This window comes from Ruegeria sp. HKCCA5426, assembly GCF_013034585.1.
Lineage (GTDB): Bacteria > Pseudomonadota > Alphaproteobacteria > Rhodobacterales > Rhodobacteraceae > Ruegeria.
This window is the reverse complement of sequence record NZ_WQGH01000011.1, coordinates 105642-125621: the sequence shown is the minus strand read 5'-3', so window position 1 is coordinate 125621 and position 19980 is coordinate 105642. Positions and strand designations below refer to the sequence as shown.

At 54.4% G+C, this 19980-nt stretch carries 17 protein-coding genes; 12 read left to right on the top strand and 5 right to left on the bottom strand.

Annotation, left to right across the window (positions count from 1 at the left end; genetic code table 11):
• The first annotated feature begins 4 nt into the window (after positions 1–4).
• The 6 genes from GOV87_RS17130 (at position 5) to GOV87_RS17105 (ending at position 8473) form a co-directional block, all read left to right on the top strand.
• Positions 5–1183: an FIST N-terminal domain-containing protein gene (locus tag GOV87_RS17130; RefSeq protein WP_171212584.1), complete on the top strand. Its 1179-nt coding sequence runs from the start codon at positions 5–7 to the stop codon at positions 1181–1183.
• Positions 1176–3383 (top strand): PAS-domain containing protein, encoded by a 2208-nt coding sequence (locus GOV87_RS17125; RefSeq protein WP_171212583.1) that lies wholly within the window; start codon positions 1176–1178, stop codon positions 3381–3383. Before GOV87_RS17130 ends, GOV87_RS17125 begins: the two co-directional genes overlap by 8 nt.
• A gap of 202 nt (positions 3384–3585) precedes the next feature.
• The gene (locus GOV87_RS17120; protein ID WP_171212582.1) at positions 3586–4791 is read left to right on the top strand and encodes a YcaO-like family protein; all 1206 of its coding nucleotides are present in this window, start codon (positions 3586–3588) and stop codon (positions 4789–4791) included.
• Entirely contained in the window at positions 4788–6092 is a 1305-nt protein-coding gene (locus GOV87_RS17115; RefSeq protein WP_171212581.1) for a TfuA-like protein, read from the top strand. Before GOV87_RS17120 ends, GOV87_RS17115 begins: the two co-directional genes overlap by 4 nt.
• Before the next feature lie 41 nt (positions 6093–6133).
• Entirely contained in the window at positions 6134–7429 is a 1296-nt protein-coding gene (locus GOV87_RS17110) for a hypothetical protein (RefSeq protein ID WP_171212580.1), read from the top strand.
• Positions 7430–7582: 153 nt separating this feature from the next.
• On the top strand, positions 7583–8473 hold the full coding sequence (locus tag GOV87_RS17105; protein ID WP_171212579.1) for a hypothetical protein: 891 nt from the start codon (positions 7583–7585) through the stop codon (positions 8471–8473).
• A 60-nt stretch (positions 8474–8533) separates the two neighbouring features.
• On the opposite strand, the gene GOV87_RS17100 is transcribed toward GOV87_RS17105, so the two are convergent.
• The gene (locus GOV87_RS17100) at positions 8534–10303 is read right to left on the bottom strand and encodes an adenylate/guanylate cyclase domain-containing protein (protein WP_371808196.1); all 1770 of its coding nucleotides are present in this window, start codon (positions 10301–10303) and stop codon (positions 8534–8536) included.
• 96 nt (positions 10304–10399) lie between these two features.
• Positions 10400–11038, bottom strand: coding sequence for a GNAT family N-acetyltransferase (locus GOV87_RS17095; protein ID WP_371813534.1), 639 nt, complete (start codon positions 11036–11038; stop codon positions 10400–10402).
• 455 nt (positions 11039–11493) lie between these two features.
• Here GOV87_RS17095 and GOV87_RS17090 point away from each other — a divergent pair, with 455 nt between their 5' ends.
• From GOV87_RS17090 to GOV87_RS17070, 5 genes are all read left to right on the top strand, one after another.
• Positions 11494–12516: an AraC family transcriptional regulator gene (locus tag GOV87_RS17090; RefSeq protein WP_171126802.1), complete on the top strand. Its 1023-nt coding sequence runs from the start codon at positions 11494–11496 to the stop codon at positions 12514–12516.
• A 171-nt stretch (positions 12517–12687) separates the two neighbouring features.
• Positions 12688–13893: an acyl-CoA dehydrogenase family protein gene (locus GOV87_RS17085; protein ID WP_171212577.1), complete on the top strand. Its 1206-nt coding sequence runs from the start codon at positions 12688–12690 to the stop codon at positions 13891–13893.
• Positions 13894–13920: 27 nt separating this feature from the next.
• Positions 13921–14895: an NADPH:quinone oxidoreductase family protein gene (locus GOV87_RS17080; protein WP_171212576.1), complete on the top strand. Its 975-nt coding sequence runs from the start codon at positions 13921–13923 to the stop codon at positions 14893–14895.
• Positions 14896–15136: 241 nt separating this feature from the next.
• Positions 15137–15538 (top strand): DM13 domain-containing protein, encoded by a 402-nt coding sequence (locus tag GOV87_RS17075; RefSeq protein ID WP_171212600.1) that lies wholly within the window; start codon positions 15137–15139, stop codon positions 15536–15538.
• A gap of 81 nt (positions 15539–15619) precedes the next feature.
• Positions 15620–16012, top strand: a complete 393-nt coding sequence (locus tag GOV87_RS17070; protein ID WP_171212575.1) for a hypothetical protein — start codon at positions 15620–15622, stop codon at positions 16010–16012.
• Here the strand turns inward: GOV87_RS17070 and GOV87_RS17065 are convergent.
• Entirely contained in the window at positions 16009–16893 is an 885-nt protein-coding gene (locus GOV87_RS17065) for an SGNH/GDSL hydrolase family protein (RefSeq protein ID WP_171212574.1), read from the bottom strand. The genes GOV87_RS17070 and GOV87_RS17065 overlap by 4 nt on opposite strands.
• 22 nt (positions 16894–16915) lie before the next feature.
• Positions 16916–17779 carry an SGNH/GDSL hydrolase family protein gene (locus GOV87_RS17060; protein ID WP_171212573.1) on the bottom strand — a complete coding sequence of 288 codons (864 nt, stop codon included), beginning with the start codon at positions 17777–17779 and terminating at the stop codon, positions 16916–16918.
• 343 nt (positions 17780–18122) lie between these two features.
• Here GOV87_RS17060 and GOV87_RS17055 point away from each other — a divergent pair, with 343 nt between their 5' ends.
• On the top strand, positions 18123–18800 hold the full coding sequence (locus GOV87_RS17055) for a GntR family transcriptional regulator (protein ID WP_171126796.1): 678 nt from the start codon (positions 18123–18125) through the stop codon (positions 18798–18800).
• Between the two features lie 82 nt (positions 18801–18882).
• Here GOV87_RS17055 and GOV87_RS17050 read toward each other — a convergent pair whose 3' ends face one another.
• The gene (locus GOV87_RS17050; RefSeq protein ID WP_171212572.1) at positions 18883–19977 is read right to left on the bottom strand and encodes a Xaa-Pro peptidase family protein; all 1095 of its coding nucleotides are present in this window, start codon (positions 19975–19977) and stop codon (positions 18883–18885) included.
• Between the last annotated feature and the right edge of the window lie 3 nt (positions 19978–19980).

Here is a 19980-nt window from a genome sequence, read left to right as displayed (position 1 = left end):
CCCGATGGATCAAGCAGTCGGGTGGGCCGAGACCCATACCCGTGAGCCAGGCATCGTGAAGACGGCATTTGCGCATTATGATGCGGATGATGCGATTACTCAGCTTGCGTCTGCGCTCGGGGGAAGCGAGCACGCGCTTGTTGTTCTGTTTGTGACTTCAAAAGCAGATGCAGCGTCCGTAATTGCCGAAGCTGCTTCGGCCTTTGCGCCTGCGCCTGTGATCGGTTGCACGACTGCAGGCGAGTTGGCCGGGCAGGGCTATACGGAAGAGCAGATTGTTGCGATTGGCTTGCCTGCGTCTCATTTCGCGGTTCGAACGATCCTGGTGCCGAATCTCAACGATTTTTCCGCTCAGGACATCATTCATGAGATGATCCGAAACAGAAATGAGATGACGGAAGCAGACCCCGAGTGGCATCACGAATTCACATTTTTGCTTATCGACGGATTATCGACCAAGGAAGATGCCCTGACCTCTGAGTTGGCTGTGGGTTTGGGGCCGGTGCCGTTGTTTGGCGGGTCGGCCGGGGATGGGACGCAATTTGGTAATACATTCGTTCTGCAGGACGGCCTTGCGCGTGAAAATGCGGCTGTTCTGACCCAGGTGCGGACAAGCTGTCCGATCAAGGTATTCAAGACGGATCACCTTGTGCCCACGTCACAGCGCATGGTGGTCACCGATGCGGACCCTGCCAATCGGATCGTTCGTGAAATCAACGCGGAACCGGCTGCCCGTGAATATGCAAGAATATTGGGAAAAGACCCTGAGCAGTTGAATACTTTTACGTTCGCCGCACATCCCGTTGTTGTTCAGATTGGCGGCCAGCATCATGTGCGCGCCATTCAGCGCGTTGATGAAAACGGTGATCTCGTGTTCTTTTCAGCGATCGATGAGGGGCTTGTTCTGACGATGGCCGAGCCTATGAATATGGCAACCCATCTCGAGCAGGAGCTTGCGGCATTGACGCAACAAGAACAGCCCGATGCGATACTTGGGTGTGACTGCCTTCTGCGCAGGCTTGAGGCGCAGGAAAAACAGATGACGGGCAATTTGTCCAAAATTTTATCTGACAATCGTGTGGTCGGATTTTCCACCTATGGCGAACAATTCAATTCGATTCACGTAAACCAGACCCTGACCGGAGTGGCCATTTACCCCCCGGAAGATGCGCAGCATGATTGAAACCCTGATTAATCCTCAGGATCCGTTGGATCTTCAGAACGAAAAGCTTCTTAAGATAGCAGCCGCCTTGATGCGGCGGGTCGAGGAATCGACCGATGCTAGCGGCGCCGCCTACGCGCAGTTTCAGCGCGCTGCAACGCTTGAACAGGAAGTCCGGGCGCGTACGTTGGATTTGGAGCGCGCTCTGGAGTTGTTGAACGATTCCAATGCGCGGCTTGCGCAGGCTAACCAGGAAACCGAAGCCGCACGGGCCGATCTGGCCAATGCAATCGAAACCGTTCAGGAAGGGTTCGCGCTGTTCAACCTGGACGAGGAACTCGTTCTGTGTAACAGCCGTTTCGGTATGCATATGCCCGACATTCAGGGTCATTTGGTGCCTGGCCTTCATTTCACTCAGTATGTCGAACTGGCGAGTCAGTCCAAATTTCTGTCATTGCCCGAAGCGGTTTCGCCACAGGATTGGGCTCAGCGGCGCATGACGCGCCACGCCGATGACCACGTCGTCTTTAACGTACGCCTGAACGGCAACCGTTGGACGCAGATTTCCGAGCATCGGACGCCTGACGGTGGAACCGTTATCTTGCAGACCGACGTCACGGATATCATGCGGATCGAGCGGCAGGAGAGGGACCGGATACTGGACGACAAGGCCAGTCTGATCCGAGCAACGCTGGAGCATATTGATCAGGGCGTCTGTATATTTGACAGCAAGTTACGCCTGATCGGGTGGAACAACCGTGCCAGTGAATTGCTGGCCATACCCAACGCCCAGTTCCAGATGGGTGCGCAGTTCAAAACTCTGTTTGACCGGTTGAGTGCGACGATCAGATTCGCAGACGGAGTCAGCGCCACCGATCTTATGGCTTGGGTGAACCGCGAGACGGAACGACCACCCCTGAAATTCCAGATGCATTCGGGGCGTTTCAAAATCCTGTCCGTATTTGCGCAGGAAATGCCGGATCGTGGGTTCGTTATTTCGTTCACGGATGTCACGGCGGAACACAGGTCAGCCCAAGCTTTATATGAAGCGAAGGAATTGCTTGAGCAGAGAGTTGCATCGCGAACCGAGGAACTTGCTGACGCCCTGAACGAAGCAGAGCGGGCGAATTCCTCAAAATCGCGGTTTGTCGCGGCGGCAAGCCATGACTTGTTGCAACCTTTGTCGGCAGCGAAGCTGTACGTCGCCACCCTTGGTAGCGGGTTGAGCGAAGATGACGCCCAGAACGTCGCCGCCAAAGCCGAAAGCGCGTTAAGCAGTGTGGAACATATCCTTGAGGCATTGCTTGATATCTCAAAGCTGGATTCCGGACGCGCCACGGTTCATTTGTCTACGCTTTCGGTCAACGACATTTTCTCACAGCTTGAAGACTCATTCAGACCTGTCGCTCAGGCCAAGGGGTTGGAGTTGCGCTTTGTGCATACCGATGCCCTTGTACGAAGTGACGCCAGCTATCTTCGACGCATTCTCCAGAACCTTCTGTCAAATGCTATCCGGTACACCGAGAAGGGGAGGGTTTTGGTTGGTGCGCGCCGTCGCAAGACATCAATTGCGATCGAGGTTTGGGACACGGGCATTGGTATTCCTACTGAACAGCGCGACATTGTCTTTCAGGAGTTTCAGCGACTGGACTCTGACGCGAGTGCCGCCGAAGGGATGGGGTTGGGCCTGGCCATAGTTGAAAGAGCCTGCGGATTGCTTAAACACCCGATCAAGTTGTCCTCGCAGGTCGGACAAGGCACCATGTTTTCGGTAGAGGTTCCGCTTGCTACGTCAGAAAGCACTGCGCCGGATGCCTCGATCAATAAGCAGGCAACGGACACCAATACCCTGGCCAGCACCGTTACATTGCTGATCGAGAACGATGAGAATTTGCGCGGTGCCCTGACGATGACAATGGAGTCTTGGGGCGTCCAGGTCCTGGAATGTGCAAGCGAACAACAGGCTACCAACCTTCTGCGAGAGATCGGCATTTTACCGGACATAATCGTGGCGGACTATCAGTTGGATCACGACTTGAAGGGAACTGACGCCGTTCGTGCATTGATTAATGAGTTCGGAGATTTGCCTGCGTGTATTATCTCTGCAAACCGGTCAGCGGAATTGACGCAGGTGTGCAATGCAGAAGAGTATTCTTTGCTCCATAAGCCGATTGACGCGTTAAGCCTAAAGTCAGTTCTTGAAAGTGCGCGCGATACTTGAACCGCGTCTCCTTAAATTGTGAGGATAGGGGCGTTGGCTGATGTTTTTGGGCATAATATGAGTTATGTTAAATAATTCCCGACTACTCAGTTCACCGATACGTTTCCATCGGTTGACCCAAAAGGATTCATCTACCATCCTGATCTAACGTTGATTTCCGCGATGTGTCATTCTTAAAGTTGTTCTGATTAGGGTCCGCCACATGCCAAAAACCTCGCAGAAACAGTATTTGGTGGACACGCATCGCTCGCGCGACCCGCAACAGACACTGGGTATTGTTAAGCCATACCTAAAGGAAATGGGGATCACTCGGATCGCTAATTTGACGGGGCTGGACAGGATCGGGCTTCCGACCGTGATGGTGTCGCGCCCGAACTCGCGCTCAGTCGCCGTTTCGCTGGGCAAGGGGCTGTCGCTGGAGGCTGCTCAAGCCTCTGGCGTAATGGAGGCTATCGAGGCCTGGCATGCCGAGCGTCTGCAATTGCCACAGCGTCTGGCGCGTTATTCCGATTTGTGCGCGGATGATCTTGTTGTGGATGTCGAACGCCTTCCGCGCGTCACCGGCGGGAAATTTGACCCAAACCGCAATATGTTATGGGTTCAGGGACAGGAGTTGAACGGCAAGCTCAACTGTTGGGTCCCCTTGGAAATGGTCGATACGGACTACACCGCACCACCCAGCGCCGGGCAAGGTGCGTTTCCGCGAACCACGAATGGGTTGGCGTCGGGCAACAACGTAACCGAAGCAACATGTCACGCGATTTGCGAATTGATCGAACGGGATGCGACAACTCTTTGGCACCACAAAACTGCGGAAAACCGACTGGATCACGAAACGATTGACGACAAACGCTGTAAAAGTGCCCTTGGAATGTTCACCGCTGCGGGCTTAAAGGTTGGAATATGGAATACGACGTCAGATATTGGGATCGCCAGTTTCCGTTGTGTGATCTGTGAATCTGGTGCGCAGAATGGCCACATTGGGATTGGCGACGGGTGCCACCCAGACAGTTCTATCGCCCTTTTGCGCGCATTGACCGAGGCCGCGCAGACAAGGCTGACGTATATCTCGGGTGCAAGGGATGATCTGGACCCGGCTGAGTTCACGGATCAGGCCCAGTCGGATCGCAGCCAATATGTGCGGGACCTTATTGAACGCGCCGATCCAAGTCAGGCGTTCGCGGATTGTCCGTCCTATACCACCAGCTCATTTGACGAAGACCTCACGTTAATTCTTGGTCAACTGGGTTCTGTTGGCCTTTCACAAGCCGTCTGTGTTGACCTTTCGCGCCCTGAACTGGACATCGCTGTCGTTCGTGCTGTCGTGCCGGGGCTTGAGGCACCGCACGACGACCCAGACTATGTTCCTGGCGCAAGAGCCGTGGCTGCTATGAAAGACCGGGCATGAGTCTTGCCGTCTTCGTAGGCCCTACCCTGCCCCGTGATGCGCTGGATGAGTTTCCCGAGGTCAGAATACTGCCCCCTGTCCGGCAAGGCGACGTTTATCGGGTCGCCAAAGACCGCCCAAGTGCCATCGGTATCATTGATGGGTATTTTGAGGGCGTCCCCTCGGTCTGGCACAAGGAGATTCTTTGGGCGCTTGAACAAGGAATTCCGGTGTTTGGCAGCGCCAGCATGGGCGCTCTTAGGGCTGTCGAACTTGCTGACTTCGGGATGATCGGCGTTGGCCAGATTTTTGAGGACTATGTCGCAGGTGTTTTGCAGGATGATGACGAGGTCGCGGTTGTCCATAGCCCGGCAGAGCTTGGATACCAGTCCCTGAGTGTACCTATGGTTTCGGTCCGCGCCACGGTTTCCCGGGCTGAAACTGTTGGGGTCATCGAACCTGAAACTGCCGCAAGAATCATAGGTGCGGCCAAGGCCATTCATTACCGGGACCGCAATTGGCCTGATATCGAAAACGCGGTTACGGAACACGCCGGGACCGAAGGTTTTTTCAAATGGCTGCCAAAGGGTCAGGTTGACGCCAAAGCGGAAGATGCCAGAGCCATGCTGAGAATGATGTTCGACTATCTAAGCGATCCCCCTGCCCCGCAGAACTCAAACGTGCGTGCCGAACGGACATTGGTCTGGAAAACCCTGCGCAACCGTATTGATGCCGAAGCCACCGAAAGCGACGCGGTGATTGATGAACTACGCCTGACGCCAGAACTGTATTTCGATCTGCGCGCCCGCGCAGTTCTGAGACTGCTGGCGCAGGAAGAGGCTGATCGGGTCGACCTCAGCCCCGATCGCGAGGTTTTGCTCAGGCACATGTCAGATCATCGCAGCAGTACCGGGCTTACCCGCAAGGCTGACTTGATGCAGTGGCTGCGCACCAACGACCTGAACCCGGAACTGTACGAAGCGATGCTATCCGGAGCTGCACAGATTGATGCGGTGACCGAAGCCCGTAGCACCCGGCTGAATGCCCCCCTGCTGACCGAGCTAAAGCGCAGCGGGCGCTATGCGGATTTGCGTGACCGTGCCGATAAAAAGACCCAACTGGTCGCCCCCTCTGATCGCAAGATCAGTGCAGATCGGTTGCATATGCTGATCTGGTTTTTTGAAACAAACCTTGACCGCGATGTGCCAGATGATCTTGAATCCTACGCAGTTTCGCTTGGCTTGTCCGGGCGGGATGCTCTTTATGATTTGATAGAAGCAGAGTTTTTGTATTGCCATAGTGATACCGGATCAACGGCCTAAGACCGTTAAGGGGTCGTCGACCGGACACAGGAGGGCGCTTGATGGATTTGCCAGACTACAGCGACGCCGAAGAACCCGGCACCCGGTTTTTGCTGTTTCCCCAATCTCCGTTTCTGGAACCGAATGCCCAACTGGAATTGGTCGAGATTTCGGCACCGCAAGGAAGCATCGGACCGGGCCCATCGGGCCCAAGGATGTATACGGTCAATCCGGTTGGTAAAACGACGCCATATGGCGCAATCGTCCCCGGACCAAACGGACCGGGCATGTACCTGCCGCCCTGGGATGGATATTTCTATCCCCCCGCGATGCCCGATGAGTTTGGGAATTTCATCCATATTGACCCATCAGATCCGGCCTTTGAGGCGGCGCATCTATTTGGGTCGGCTCATTTCACCATGGACGTCTGGCAAGGGTATTTCGATCGCCCCATACCGTGGCATTTCGCGCGCGATTTTGATCGGCTGGAATTGTCGCTTCTGCCTAGTTTGGATAACGCACATATCGGCTGGGGGTTCCTTGAAACCGGTGGCACGCGGGAACATGGGGATGAATATCGCCCATACAGCCTGAACTTCGACGTTGTCGCTCATGAAATCGGTCACGCAATCATCTACAGCGTGATCGGAATGCCAACCGATGGCGATGCCGGGGGCGAGTATTACGGATTCCACGAATCTGCTGCGGACATGGTTGCGCTTCTTGCGTCCTTACATTTTGGATCGGTCGTGGACACGTTGCTGAAGAACACGCGGGGCAACCTTTACACGTTCAATCGGCTAAACCGATTTGCGGAACTTTCGGAAAACGCTCAGATACGAACGGCCGCCAATAACCGGTCTCTGTCCGAATTTGCGTCTGGCTGGTCCAGTGAGCATGACCTGTCTGAGCCATTGACCGGAGCTATGTTCGATATCTTCGTGGATATTTACCATGAACGATTGCTGCTGCACGGCCTGATAACGCCCGAAGAAGAAGACCTGTCTGATCAGTTGGAAGATTCCTCTGACTACAGCGCCGTGATGCAGGATATTTTCGATACCCGTTACGCTGAGAACCCCGATGGGTTTCGTATCGCGCTGCTTGAGGCGCGGGATTTTCTGGGCACTTATCTTGCAGATGCATGGGAACGGCTGGACGCTGATATGCTCAGCTACTTCGGGGTTGAAAAAGCTTTGCTGGCCGTGGATCAGGAAATCACCGGCGGTGCCTTTCAGCGCATCATTCAAGGTAACTTCAGAATGCGTGATATTGGCGTGACAACCGCAGGGCCGCAGTTGCCTGATCCTGACGAAGACAGCCACGCCAATTCTGTCCGCACGCAAGTTCCCGGATAGCGGTCAAAAATCCTTTATTTTGAAGTGGTTTTATGGCATGCAAACGTGGGATGATTATTGGAAATAATTTTCTCGAACTATGCGTTCGGGTTCAATTCAGGGGGAAAGATGAGGGCCTAAGCTCTGTCCACCCCACAATTGGGAGAGAATATTATGGCTGAATCCTTGCTTAGTTTTTCCGAAGTGTTGTTGTTTGGGCGTTTATTGAACGACTTGAAGGTCGCGAAATCCAAAATTGCGGCCCCAGATAAAACAGTCCGGCTTGTTGCTACGAAAAAGGTGAAGGTGAACAAGAATATCTCCATCGTAGACGGCACGATCGACGGTGAAGAGGTGGCGGCTGGCAACTTAGTTCTGGTTACTGGAAATCGTCCCAAAAAGAATGGTATTTACCAAGTAACAGTAGTTGACGAGAACTATAAGCTGGAAAACCAAGAAAGGATTGAAGAAGACGCGCTGGTGAAGGTCACGCATGGGGACCAATACGAAGACAGCTTCTGGCAGCAGACGCTGCCCACCCCTGCGGGTTTCGAAAAGCAAGAGTTCATTTTCCGCAAAGAACTGTCCGAAAAAATCGGCGCGAACAAGCAGCTCAAGGATCAGTATGGTAAAGACTCCCGATTGGCGCGTATCTACGGCTTCTCGTTTGAAGGCACGTATTATGAGCTGCCTGAACCCACCATTTTCCTGGTCCATGGAAAAGGCGAAAGCCCGACCGATGGAAACCGGCCCGGTGGCCTAGCATCCCGCGCTCCGAGTGATCCATCCCTGTCTGGTGTCGCTTCGGCTGACTATCAAATCTCGGACGACATCAGGGTCTGGGATTACGACAAGGCTGATTACACGATCCGTATGGACGTGATGACCGGCCAGTTCGAGCAAGTCCTGCTGGACATTTATTTCGGTTTTGACAGCCCGGCTGTCAGCGGTGCCAAGGTATCTGGCGCCAAAGTCAGCGGTGCAAAGGTGAGTGGCGCGAAAGTCAGCGGTGCAAAGGTATCAGGTGCCAAAGTCAGTGGCGCAAAGGTGCGTGGCGGCGACTAAGATCAAGCCAATATCTACAGAACAAGGGCACGTCAGGCGCGTGCCCTTTTTTCTGGATTATCAAAACCCAGCTTTTTTCAAGCCTTCTACAAAATGCTGGGTATCCTCTTCCAACCGATCCGGCTGTACCGTGGCCCATCGCGTAAGCGAGAAATTGGGATGTGCCGCGCGGTGCTTGTCAGTGATCTGACGCGCTAGGTCGGTTTGCCCCAGCTGGGCATAGCTTGCAGCCAGCATACGTTGACCTTCGGTTGGGTTGTTCATCTTGTTGACGGTCTCAATCACATCGTCATACCGTCTGAGATTGTAGTAGGCCCCACCCAAGTGCCACAGATACTGATCTGGGAAATAGGGGTTCAACCTCATGGCCTGCTGGATATGTGTGATCGCCGTTTCATTGTCTCCGTAATGTGCCAACGCATCCGCAAAATCCGAGTGCATGTCGGCGTCATTTGGGTTCAGTGCCAAGGCACGTTGATAGGACTGAATCGCGGCGTCATGTTCCTTTCGGTACAGGTGCACATACCCCAACTCGCCAAAACCGCGGGCATCCGTTGGATCCAGTTCGATTGCGCGCTGCGCAAGCGACAGCGCCTTGTCCAACGCGGAAGATGGATCTTCGGCCCAGGAATACCGCCAGTCTATGTTCAGCGTCCGTGACAAAGCTGCCGCCGCCCGGGCATAGCGCCCGTCCCGCTCTAGCGCGGATTGATAGAAATCCTGCGCCTTACGATTGTCGTTCCGCGTATACTTGAAGATGTGATGTTGACCCTGAAGAACCGAACCATACGCCTCAAGGTCGGCGGGCACTGCCTGAATCATACGCTGTTTTTCATGGGATTCGATCATTACGGCGGTGGCGGCAACAATGCATTCTGTAACTTCGTCGAGAATGTCGAAGATGTCGTCGATATTCCGATCGAACCGCTCGCCCCAGATAGTGCGTTCAGTATTGGCATCCACAAGTTCGGCGGTAATCCGAATGCGACTGGCGGACCGCCGGACACTACCACGCGCGATATATCGTACGTTCAGTCTCTGGGCTGCTTCCTTCGGTGGCATCGCCTGTGCCTTGAAGAAAAACGATGAGTTCCGGGCGATGATGAACAGGTTCCGGAACTTGGAAAGGTTCATGATAATGTCGTCGGTCAACCCCTCGGCAATCCAATTGTCGGACTCGTCCCCGTTATTGCTGGTGAATGGCAGGACAGCCACCGACGGTGTATCCGGCCGCTCCAGAATATCCATCGTCAGCTCGGGGCGCATCGTTCCTGCCATGGTCGCGCCAGCAACCTCGCTTCGGACGCAATAGGTTGAGATCGGAGAAACGATGTTCTTCAGTTGCTTTGGGCCCAGAAACTCATACCCATATCGCAGGCGGTTGCACACCTGGTCGTAAACGGCCGAGCTGACGTAAACACGCTCTGGTTCCGCTATTTCCTGAAGTCGGGCCGCAATGTTCACGTTATCGCCATGAATCCCGCGTTCGTCGATCAGGATTTCTCCTAGATGAACGCCCGCGCGAAATTTGATTCGCTGATTCTCGGATCGCGTGTGATTATGCTCGCTCGCGATCTGGTGCAGTTCCACACCAAATTCCACCGCGCTTGTGGCCGTTTCAAACAGTGCAAGAATGCCGTCACCGCGCACTTCAATCACGCGGCCATTATATTTTGCGCACGTGACTTCGAGCTTGGATAGTAATGATTTCAAAGCGTTATACGTGTCCAGTTCATTCTCGCTCATCAAGCGAGAATATCCGACAACGTCGGCGAACAGGACAGCCCCGAGCTTTTGTGTGATGGGAACGTTCAGATTGTTGGTGTCCACTGGCGTTTCTCATTTGGTAGGTTCTGCTGAAACCACTTGTTCAACTTATACCTAATTTCAAATATTTCGACTGCTTGGGTCATTCGGATGCCTTGGTCAGGAGCCCGCACCCTGAGGAGGCCATGACCAAGCGCCAGGTGCGCTTGTTCCAAAGGTCACTACGATGTCGTTGCTCAACTCTTGCGCAAGTGTTTCTCGATGTTTCATCCAATCTTGGTTCAGGACCCCTACCATGATCATGTCGTGGAATTTTCCGTCTGCGAACCATGCCTGCCGCATGGTTCCTTCGATCTGGCATCCGACCTTTGCCACCAAGTCCCGACTGCTTTGATTGTCCACGCGGTAATAGGACGTAAGGCGGTTCAAACCTAACTGCCGAAATGCAAAATCAATCAGCAAGGCTGTTGCGCGCAGCCCGATCCCAAGGCGTCGGGCGTTCTTCTCAACAAACATGGCAATGACCGCGTCACGGTTGACGGTTGATATTGCTTCGATCCCCGCCATCCCAAGCGCCTTACCATCACTGGATTCCACCACGAACCAGCATTTGCAGCGGTTGTCAGGGGAAAAGGCATCTTTCCAGATTTCTTCGGTTTGCGACTGGTTGAAGGGAATGCGCGATGTTCGGTCAAACAGCGCCAAATCTTCTACGTCCTGAAACCACGGCGCGATAACCTCCAGATCGGACTTTTCAACTGGGCGCAGCCTGAATGTTCCTGTCGTTTTGTCCTGCACTGTAAAAACCTTTGAATAAAATACAAAAAATGACTCTGGCGACAGTAGCACAAAAATTCTGCAAATACGAAGGCAGAAACATGTGGCAGGTAAGAAGCCCCTAAAGTCCTTAGATATCAAGATGAAACTCTGTTTGATCGGACTCAACGGGGCTATTGCGCCCTGCATTGGACTCCGAAAATTCAAATTCCGAACCGACATGCCCAACGGTACCCATGAGGCGAACTAGCGAGTCGGGAACGCTGCAAGTTGTAGATGAAATTCTTGCATCTGCCGCAAAACCGGACTGAAAGCCTATCGGTACTGGAATGCCCGGATGCAAAGGTGGGATGCACGGTTTCGCAACGCCGGTGATCTCGTGCGTGCCGCTTTGGGGCAAATTTGTGCACGGCGGGTTTGGGCCGCCAAGGATATTGGTTCTAGCCCTTGGCTTTCGTTGCTATTGTCATTCAGTGATGATCAGCGACCAAAAACCTTCATTTTCAACAGTCTCAAGCAGCTTCATTCTTGATTGGCTTGTGGCGTTGCAGGCCCTTTGTGAGCCGGATCAATTTGCTTCGTTGCTCGCCCGATCCGGCATCTCATATGGCGACAATGCTCCGTTGGGTCGAGTGACTCTGGAGCAGATCGTTCGCCTGTACCAACTGGCAGCTGTGGAAACCGGCGATGAGATGATGGGGCTCTGGTCGCGTCCAATAAGGCCACGTGCCTTGCAACACCTGCTGACATCGGTGCGCGAGTCAACCTCGCTGTCGTCGGCGCTTTACCGGTTTTCGACATTCTGGAACCTGTTGCTTGATGACTACCGGTTCGAGTTGGTCGATGCGGAGGATACCATAGCACTGCGCCTTGTGCCCCGGTCAGACGCCCTTGCGCAGCGCTTTGGCCATATGCTGATCCTTAAGCTTGCCCATGGGATTCTGTCTTGGCTGGCCCGGCGTGAGGTCGCCGTGGAGCGGGTCGATTTCGCATTTGAGCGCCCCTCTTTCGAAGAGGACTATGCCGTCATTTTCCCCGCGCCTGTCACGTTTGATGCAAATTCCACATCAATTCGCTTTGCCAAAGCTTCGCTGGGGCCGGTGAATACGCGCAGTACCGATGATCTGGATCGCTTCCTGGAAAATGCGCCGCGCGACTGGGTCTTTACGCATTCGCAAGAGCACACACAGTCTTTGCGTGTCCGCGCCTATCTGAACCAATCGAGCTGGCAGGACGCGCATTTGGCGGGGGCCGCCAAGGCGCTTGGCATGACGCCGCGCACTTTGATCCGTAAGTTGGACGCTGACGGAACGTCCTTTCAGGCCATCAAAGACGGGTTGCGCAGGGATATCGCAATTCGCCGCTTGCAAATTGGAGATGCAAGTATCGAGGTTATTGCTCAGGACGTTGGCTTTTCTTCCGCGGCAAGTTTCCACAAGGCGTTTCACAGGTGGACAGGGGCGACACCAAGCTCGTATCGGCAGCGGGCTCTACTCTAGGCAAAGATTTGTCACTTTTGGACAATCGGTTGTCACCGCGCGAGATGGAGTAGGTGTTAATTGTGCTGCTACCTAGCGGTCAAAGCACATCTTACTGCGTAAACCCGATTTGCTTCGCCCAATGGTGGTGGCGAGATTGGATATTTGCGTTCAACTGAAAGGACCAAGGCCATGTCGTCTGATCTTGAAACTCTCTTGTCCGCCGCGCGCGATCACGCCAGTGAAGTGATCCTGCCTAATGTTGATGCCTGGAACAAAAACGGGGCTTGGCCTCGCGCGGCCTCTGACAAGGCAGGTGCGGCTAGTCTGACTGGCCTTTACGCACCGAAAGAGTGGGGCGGACAGGGTTTGCCGCTGTCCGAGGGTATTCAGGTTTATGAACAATTGGGAACAGGCGATGGAGCTTACGCATTTGCGATTTCCATGCACAACATTTGTACTTTTGCAGGTTGTGGATACGGGACCGACGCGTTCAAAGAGGAATGGGCGCGCGATCTGACTTCAGGTCGCAAGCTTGCTAATTTCGCGCTGACAGAGCCGCAGTCCGGGTCTGATCCGATGAAGATGTACACCCGTGCAACAATCAACAGTGACGGCACCTGGACGATCAATGGCGCTAAGGCGTGGGTCAGCTTGGCGACTGAGGCCGATATCTACTTTACCGTTGTCAAAACCTCGGATGAGCCTGGTCATAAGGACATGGCCATGATCGCGATTCCGGCAGACGCGCCAGGTATCAGCTTTGGCCCAATTTATGATACACCATCCTATAACTTCCTGCCGATTTCCGAGATGTATTTAGACAACGTCGTGGTCAGCGAAGACAATATCATTCTTCCAATTGGCCAAGGCTTGCAGGGCTCATTGATGGCGATCGACATCGCAAGGGTTTCGATCGCTTCTGGGTGTTGTGGCCTGATGCAGGCCGCGCTGGATACTGCGCTGTCCTATTCAAAGAACCGCAAGATGTTTGGCGGCAAGAACCTCGACCTTGACGGCATTCAGTGGATGCTGGGAGAGGTGGCAACAGATCTCGAAGCGTCCAAGCTGCTTTACCGCAAGGCAGCCGAAGCCCTTGGCACCCCCGAGGGGCCACTTATGGCGGCACATGCCAAACGTTTTGTCCCCGACGCTGCAGTAAAAGCCGCGAACACCTGCACGCAGGTTCTGGGTGGGATGGGTCTTTTGCAGCCTTACGGGCTGGATCGACTATCACGCTTGGCGCAGATGCTGCGGATCGTTGACGGAACAACCGAAATCAGCCGCGTCGTGATTGGTAGAGCGCTGCAAAAACGTGCGGCTGGTCTGCCGGACCTTCCTGTGCCAAAGGGGTATGGCGAAACTGACAAAAACGATACATACCTAGCGGCGGAATAGTACGCCATACATACAGGAGCTTGGGCTATGCGCGCTGTCCTTTGTTCGAAATTTGAGGGCGCTGATGCGCTTGAACTTGGCGAAGCGCCAGAGCCTGTTCCAGCAGCCGATGAAGTTCTCATCGAGGTGCATGCCGCCGCCGTGAGTTTTATGGATAAGCTCATGGCGGAAGGTGGTTATCAACTGAGGCCAGAGTTGCCTTATGTCCCGGGAACGGACGCGGCAGGCATTGTCTTACAGGTCGGGAGCGAGGTCACCGACTTTAAACCAGGTGATCGTGTCGTCGGGCAAATGTGGCACGGCAGTTACGCGGAACGTGCTGTAACCAAACACTGGAAGTGCGCGAAAGTACCCGAAAGCGTCGACCTTACGGTCGCTTCGACCGTTTTGCACAACTACATGACAGCCTATCACGCTTTGGCCCAAAGATGCGCGCTGCAACCGGGTGAGAACCTGTTGGTCACGGGTGCCACTGGCGGGGTTGGACTTGCTGCCGTTGACATGGGGCGGATGCTTGGTGCGCGCGTCCTTGCAGGAACCGGTGACGCCGCCAAAATGAGTGCGCTGCAGGAGGCAGGCGCCGATGCAGTCGTCAATATGCGCGAAGGCGACCTGCGCCAACAGATCCAAGACCTTACAGACGGAAAAGGGTTGGATGTTTGCTTTGAGATGATAGGCGGAGACACCTTTGTAAAGATTGCCCGATCCATGCGGTGGGGCGGGCGCATCACGCCAATTGGGTTTGTGAGCGGGGAAATCCCAAACCTACCGATGAACCTGCCTCTGCTCAAAGGCTTCTCGGTGGTTGGAGTGTTCGAAGGTGCATGGGCCGAGAAGTTCCCTTCGGAAGCCAAGAATGCAGCAGACAAGATAATGAACTGGATTGCTGAAGGTGAACTGCGCCCACTTATTGATCGCGTCTTGAAGTTGGAGGATGCATCTGAAGCCTTCCGATCTCTCAATGAGCGTGAAGTGATCGGGCGTATTGTTCTGCAAATTTAGGTGCTCCACCCACTTTCCAAGTCTGGCTAATATACGTCGAGGATCGGATGGTTCGCCCTCGGTCGACGATCTACCGCGAATTGAAGAGCAATTCGTCAGGGACGAGGATTTGGTTCGAGCGGTTTGGTAACAGAACCGATTTGTTTCAGAGTCTCAACTTCCCTCGATGCGATGTGAGTTGGCAGAGTGCAAATAGTCTGCTCAGAATCTTTCCATCTTAGATTTGGATAGGACATGCGCCATGACGATCAAACGCCGCCAATTCATGAAGCTGGGACTTGCTTCAACAGCCGCACTCGCACTCGGAACTCCTGCTGCATTTGCCGGGGACAAGGAACGCACCGGCGGCCTGTCCGGGCGTCGTGGCTATAACGTGAAAGGGACGGTCTCGGTCACCGGTGATACCGTTACACTCAAAAGCGACTATGTCTTTGACCCCAGCAAGAACCCACCGGACATCAAGATCGGCTTCGGCAATGGTGAGACCTATGCCAATGGTTCAAAAATTCACGACAAGCTGACCGTCAAGAAGGGCGAAGCCTCGTTTAAAATCCCGACCGGGATCGACACATCCAAGTACAACGAGTTGTATATCTATTGTGAGAAGTTCACTGTGATCCTGGCGGTCGCCCCGCTGAGTTAAGCGGTCCTTGAAGGCATTGTAAAACCGCCCGCCAAGGTGGGCGGTTTTCGTCCTTTTACCCAGCACTCAGCGAGGGCAGGTTTGTACCGTCAGGACTCCTTTTTTGATTTGTCAGGTTGGGGGCAGGTCGGACTGGCGTTGTTAAGCGCCATTCTTTTTTTGCTGATGGTGCTTCTGGCACGTCGTGCCTTGCGCCCTTTCCCGATCTGGGTGCGATTATTCGGGGCGCTTTCCTTGTTTTGGTTGTTCGTGTGGCTGTCGCCGCAAATCTATTACATGTATTATCGGTTGGTCATTCCCGATCTGCCTTTGCAATGGGTGATCTGGCCGCCCCGCGACCCTTTCAAGCCATTGAAAATGCTGATTTTCTCGTATGAGCAGAACCTAAGCGCCCTCGGGCAGGGTATCCTTGGGTGGACGGTCATTCTGGCGGCCGTCCTGTCACGCAAGCAAGCGGGTCGATCAGAGGGTTAGCTCTGTTCCCTGGTTGGTTCGATCTGGTCGAAAATGGCTGAACATATCTGGTCCATTTCCAGCGCAAAGAAGTTTTTAGCAGCCGCCTCGTTTGGATGGTATGGGTCCTTAACCATGCCGCTCTTGTTCAGGCGGAAATAATGCTTGTTGCCTTGATTGGCCGCAACCGTTTCGGGGGTGGCACCGGGTACGAACGTGCACCGCAATCCCGTGACCTTGAACGCATCCATCAAATTCTTTTGCGCCCGCAGTCGCAGATCCACGATCTTCTTCTTGTAAGCGGGCGCTGTGGTCATGAAAATGCACGGCAGGTCGGGGGGCAGTTGCGCTTGCAGGCGTTCAACATCCCGTACGGCGGCTTCGGGGTTGTTGGCCCACCGCTTGGCCGAGTTGCCGAGAAAGGACATCAGGATCAGTTTTGGATCATAATACCCGTCCCGCAGCATCTCTTCGAGCGGTGAGGTTTTGGCCGCGCAGAACTGATATTCCTTTCCCTTGCCAATCTGCACATACTTGTTGCCGGTCTTGTTCACGAACCCGTACGCACCGGCGTTCACGTTCCATTTCGGGTCCACCTTGCAGATCGTGTCCTTTGCCCGCCCCGACCGGGCGGTCCACGAGTCGATTGAACTGGACCGGACACCTATCACCCCGACCCGCATTTCCCCAAGGCGTTCAAGGTGCTTTTTCTGCCGGGCATTGGGGTGGCAGTGGTCCTTGATATCGCTGAAAAACTCCAGGAAAGCCGGGCCCGAACCAAAGGATATCTGGCTGTCCCCGATAATCAGAATCTCGGGCGAGGTAAAATCCTCTGCGCTTGCCCCCAGAGTGGTGAAGGCCAAAGCGCAAACAGTTGCGACCATCTTTTTGAACACCTGCATATCCCCCCTGCAGTCTTTACCTCTACTTCACGGCCGAAAATACAGCGTTGCAGATTTCGGCCGTGTTAATGTCAAGAAAAGCCCGGACCGCAGCCCGGCTTGGATGGTGCGGGTCCTTGACCTTGCCCGCGTCGTTGCGCCGGAAATAAGCGGGCTGACCTTCAATCACGGCGCGTGTCTTGCGGTTGAACCCTTCAACCACGGCACATTGCGTTCCCGCCTGCCGCAAGGCGCGGGCTATCGCGGTTTGGGCCTTCATTCGTTTGTCGTTGGTCTTTTTCAGATAGACCGGCACGCTTGAGATGAAGATACATGGAATGTCGTCCGGAATTTGTTCCAGCGTGCGGCGGGCATCCTGTTGGGCCAAATCAGGAGAATTCGCCCAGCGATCGGATGAATTGCCCAGAAAGGTCAGAACCAGCAATTCGGGGCTGTAATACCCGTCGTCAAACATCGCCTGAAACGCGGTCTGATTGGGTTTGCAGAACTGATAGGCGTTGCCTTTGCCGATCTGAATGAACACCCGGTCAGGGTTGCCTTCGATACCATAGGCCCCGGCATTGACCCCGAATTTCTTGTCGACATCGCAAATCGCACCTTTTGCGGCCCCATTGGGCGTTGTCCATGACTGCAAGGATGTCGAGCGGACGCCAATCGCGGCAGTCTCGCGGTTGCCGAGATTACCCAGTGCCCTTTTGCGTTCAGGCGTCATCCTGCACCGATCCGCCAGCTCATCGAAGAACCTCAGGTACTCTTTGCCAGCCCCGAACGAAATCTGGCTGTCCCCTAGGATCAGAATATCCGGTTGCGCCACCGCAGGCTGTGCGCTTAGGGCTGAAACGGCGGCCAGCCAAAGTCCGAATACTGATGTTCTGAACAAAGTCACACAATCACCTTCAACAGTCGTTCCCGCAGCCGGACCATGCCCGGTCATTCGCGCCAGAATGCGGGATTGTGCAGTGTAATACCAATCAATACCTGGTTATTTCCACTGCGCCTGCCGTGATGATCTGGCTGGGGTTCTATGAGGGGGGAGGTGGGTGTCCGATTGGTCGGATTAAGGGACATGCCCATATTCCATGCCATTCACGAAGACCTGCAACTCTATGGTTACCAATGTTTCTGGGCAAAGCCGCTCGATAACAAAGGCAATGAAACTAAAGGCTATTGGATATTGTGGCGTCCTTTCGTATTTTGGATACAAAGTGGAAATGCCAGAGACCATCCCAATGCCAAAAACCCGCGCGATTCATCGCCAAAGTTTGCCTGATGTCATCACAAACGACCTGCGCGAGCGTATCCTGAGCGGAGAGATGGTGGAAGGTGAAACCATTCGGCAAGAAGCGTTGGCAGAGGAATATGACGTATCCCGCATGCCGATACGTGAGGCGCTCAAGCGGCTGGATGCCGAGGGCCTGGTCCAACTGACTAACAATCGGGGGGCTTGTGTGACAACTCACTCCCTTTCCGAAATCGGAGAGATTTTTGATCTGAGAATCCTGTTGGAAGTTGACCTTTTCAAACGGGCGATCCCCCAGATGACAGAGGCGGATTTCGTCATCTGCGAAGAGTTTTTGAACAAAATGGAAAAGTCCTATGAAACATATGACGTCGGGCGGTGGGGCAGTCTGAACTACGAGTATCACAGGGCGTTATATTCCGCCGCTGAGCGCGGGATTACCAACGAATTCCTGCAACGGGTCAATCTGCAATCTGACCGTTATGTGCGGATGCACCTGAGTGTGATGGAACAGCGAGAGCCAGCCAAAGCGGAGCACCGTCAGTTGTTGGCACTGGCGCGGTCGCGCAATGCAGAGGCTGCTTGCGCGCTGCTGACGAACCACATCCAGCGCACCAAGGAACAGTTGCTGGCTATGGTCATCGCGACCCGCAAAGCCGAAAGTTAATCTGAATAGTCAGCTCACAGGACACTGACGGGCCACTTGGAGCGACCCGTTAATCCAACACGTTCCGTGAACCAGTCAAGTGTCAGCGGCCTATGATTGTAAGATCTTTGGGAAAACTGGTCAGCGACCGACAACCATCCTCGGTCACAAGAACATCATCTTCGACCCGAACACCAAAATTGCCCAGATCATACAGGCCCGGTTCGTTGGTCCAGACCATGCCCGGCAGGATTTTCTGGTGGTTCCCGCGCATGATATATGGCGCTTCGTGGACGTCGCGACCCAGACCATGACCCGTCTTGGTGCGAATCCGGTTGGCATAGGGCGAAGCCTCGAGCACATTTGTAACTGCGTCGTCGATGTCATGGGCGCTCGCGCCGGGGCAACAGGCCTTGAACCCTTCGAGGTTCGCGCGAAGGACTGTGTCGTAAACCGCCCTACCCTCGTCCGAAACCTCGCCAACAAAGAATGTACGCGTGATATCCGCCGCAAAACCGTTTTTGCGCGCGCCAAAGTCAAAGAGTAGCGCATCGCCGGGTTTGATCTGATAATCCGCGCGGGCTTTGCCGTGTGGTTGAGCCGAGTTGTCTCCGGCGGCGACAATCGGCGCAAAAGCCAACGACGCGGCGCCTTCAGCAAACAGCGCCTGGATCAACGCCTGTTCGATCTGTTTCTCGGTTTGCCCGACGCGAACCTCTGAAATCACACGTTCCAGCGCGCGTTCCGAGATATCAATTGCAGCCTGCAAAGCGGCAATATCGGCGTCGGTCTTGATGATCCGCAAACCGGAAATCTCGCGCTCGGCATCTACGATTTGCAAGTCGGGCATCGCATTGGTCAGGGCCTTGGACACGAAAACCCGCATCACTTGCCCTTCAACGGCAAGTGACCTCAGGGGCATATGAGCGGCCAATGAAGCAAAGGCGCTGTCATAGCCCTTTTGGTCCATCCAGTCGAAGACGGCCCCCTCAAAACCGACCAATTCCCACGTTCCCAGTTCCAGATTGGGCACAATCGCGGCAGGCGTGCCCTCAGCCGGGATTACGACCACAAAGGGTCGTTCGTGGCTCATGAAGGGTTTGCCCAATGCGCGGGTGAAATTAGGGCCCGGTACAAGGGCAATGGCATCTACTGACATTTCCCTTGCCAGTTTACTGTATTCCGACAAATTCGGCATGTG

What these genes read in the sequence shown, in the direction of transcription:
- GOV87_RS17125 (WP_171212583.1), top strand. Translation starts at nt 1,176, where the DNA reads ATGATTGAAACCCTGATTAATCCTCAGGATCCGTTGGATCTTCAGAAC.
- GOV87_RS17080 (WP_171212576.1), top strand. Translation starts at nt 13,921, where the DNA reads ATGCGCGCTGTCCTTTGTTCGAAATTTGAGGGCGCTGATGCGCTTGAA.
- GOV87_RS17130 (WP_171212584.1), top strand. Translation starts at nt 5, where the DNA reads ATGGATCAAGCAGTCGGGTGGGCCGAGACCCATACCCGTGAGCCAGGC.
- GOV87_RS17120 (WP_171212582.1), top strand. Translation starts at nt 3,586, where the DNA reads ATGCCAAAAACCTCGCAGAAACAGTATTTGGTGGACACGCATCGCTCG.
- GOV87_RS17075 (WP_171212600.1), top strand. Translation starts at nt 15,137, where the DNA reads ATGACGATCAAACGCCGCCAATTCATGAAGCTGGGACTTGCTTCAACA.
- GOV87_RS17090 (WP_171126802.1), top strand. Translation starts at nt 11,494, where the DNA reads ATGATCAGCGACCAAAAACCTTCATTTTCAACAGTCTCAAGCAGCTTC.
- GOV87_RS17055 (WP_171126796.1), top strand. Translation starts at nt 18,123, where the DNA reads ATGCCAAAAACCCGCGCGATTCATCGCCAAAGTTTGCCTGATGTCATC.
- GOV87_RS17105 (WP_171212579.1), top strand. Translation starts at nt 7,583, where the DNA reads ATGGCTGAATCCTTGCTTAGTTTTTCCGAAGTGTTGTTGTTTGGGCGT.
- GOV87_RS17085 (WP_171212577.1), top strand. Translation starts at nt 12,688, where the DNA reads ATGTCGTCTGATCTTGAAACTCTCTTGTCCGCCGCGCGCGATCACGCC.
- GOV87_RS17050 (WP_171212572.1), bottom strand. Translation starts at nt 19,977, where the DNA reads ATGCCGAATTTGTCGGAATACAGTAAACTGGCAAGGGAAATGTCAGTA.
- GOV87_RS17065 (WP_171212574.1), bottom strand. Translation starts at nt 16,893, where the DNA reads ATGCAGGTGTTCAAAAAGATGGTCGCAACTGTTTGCGCTTTGGCCTTC.
- GOV87_RS17115 (WP_171212581.1), top strand. Translation starts at nt 4,788, where the DNA reads ATGAGTCTTGCCGTCTTCGTAGGCCCTACCCTGCCCCGTGATGCGCTG.
- GOV87_RS17110 (WP_171212580.1), top strand. Translation starts at nt 6,134, where the DNA reads ATGGATTTGCCAGACTACAGCGACGCCGAAGAACCCGGCACCCGGTTT.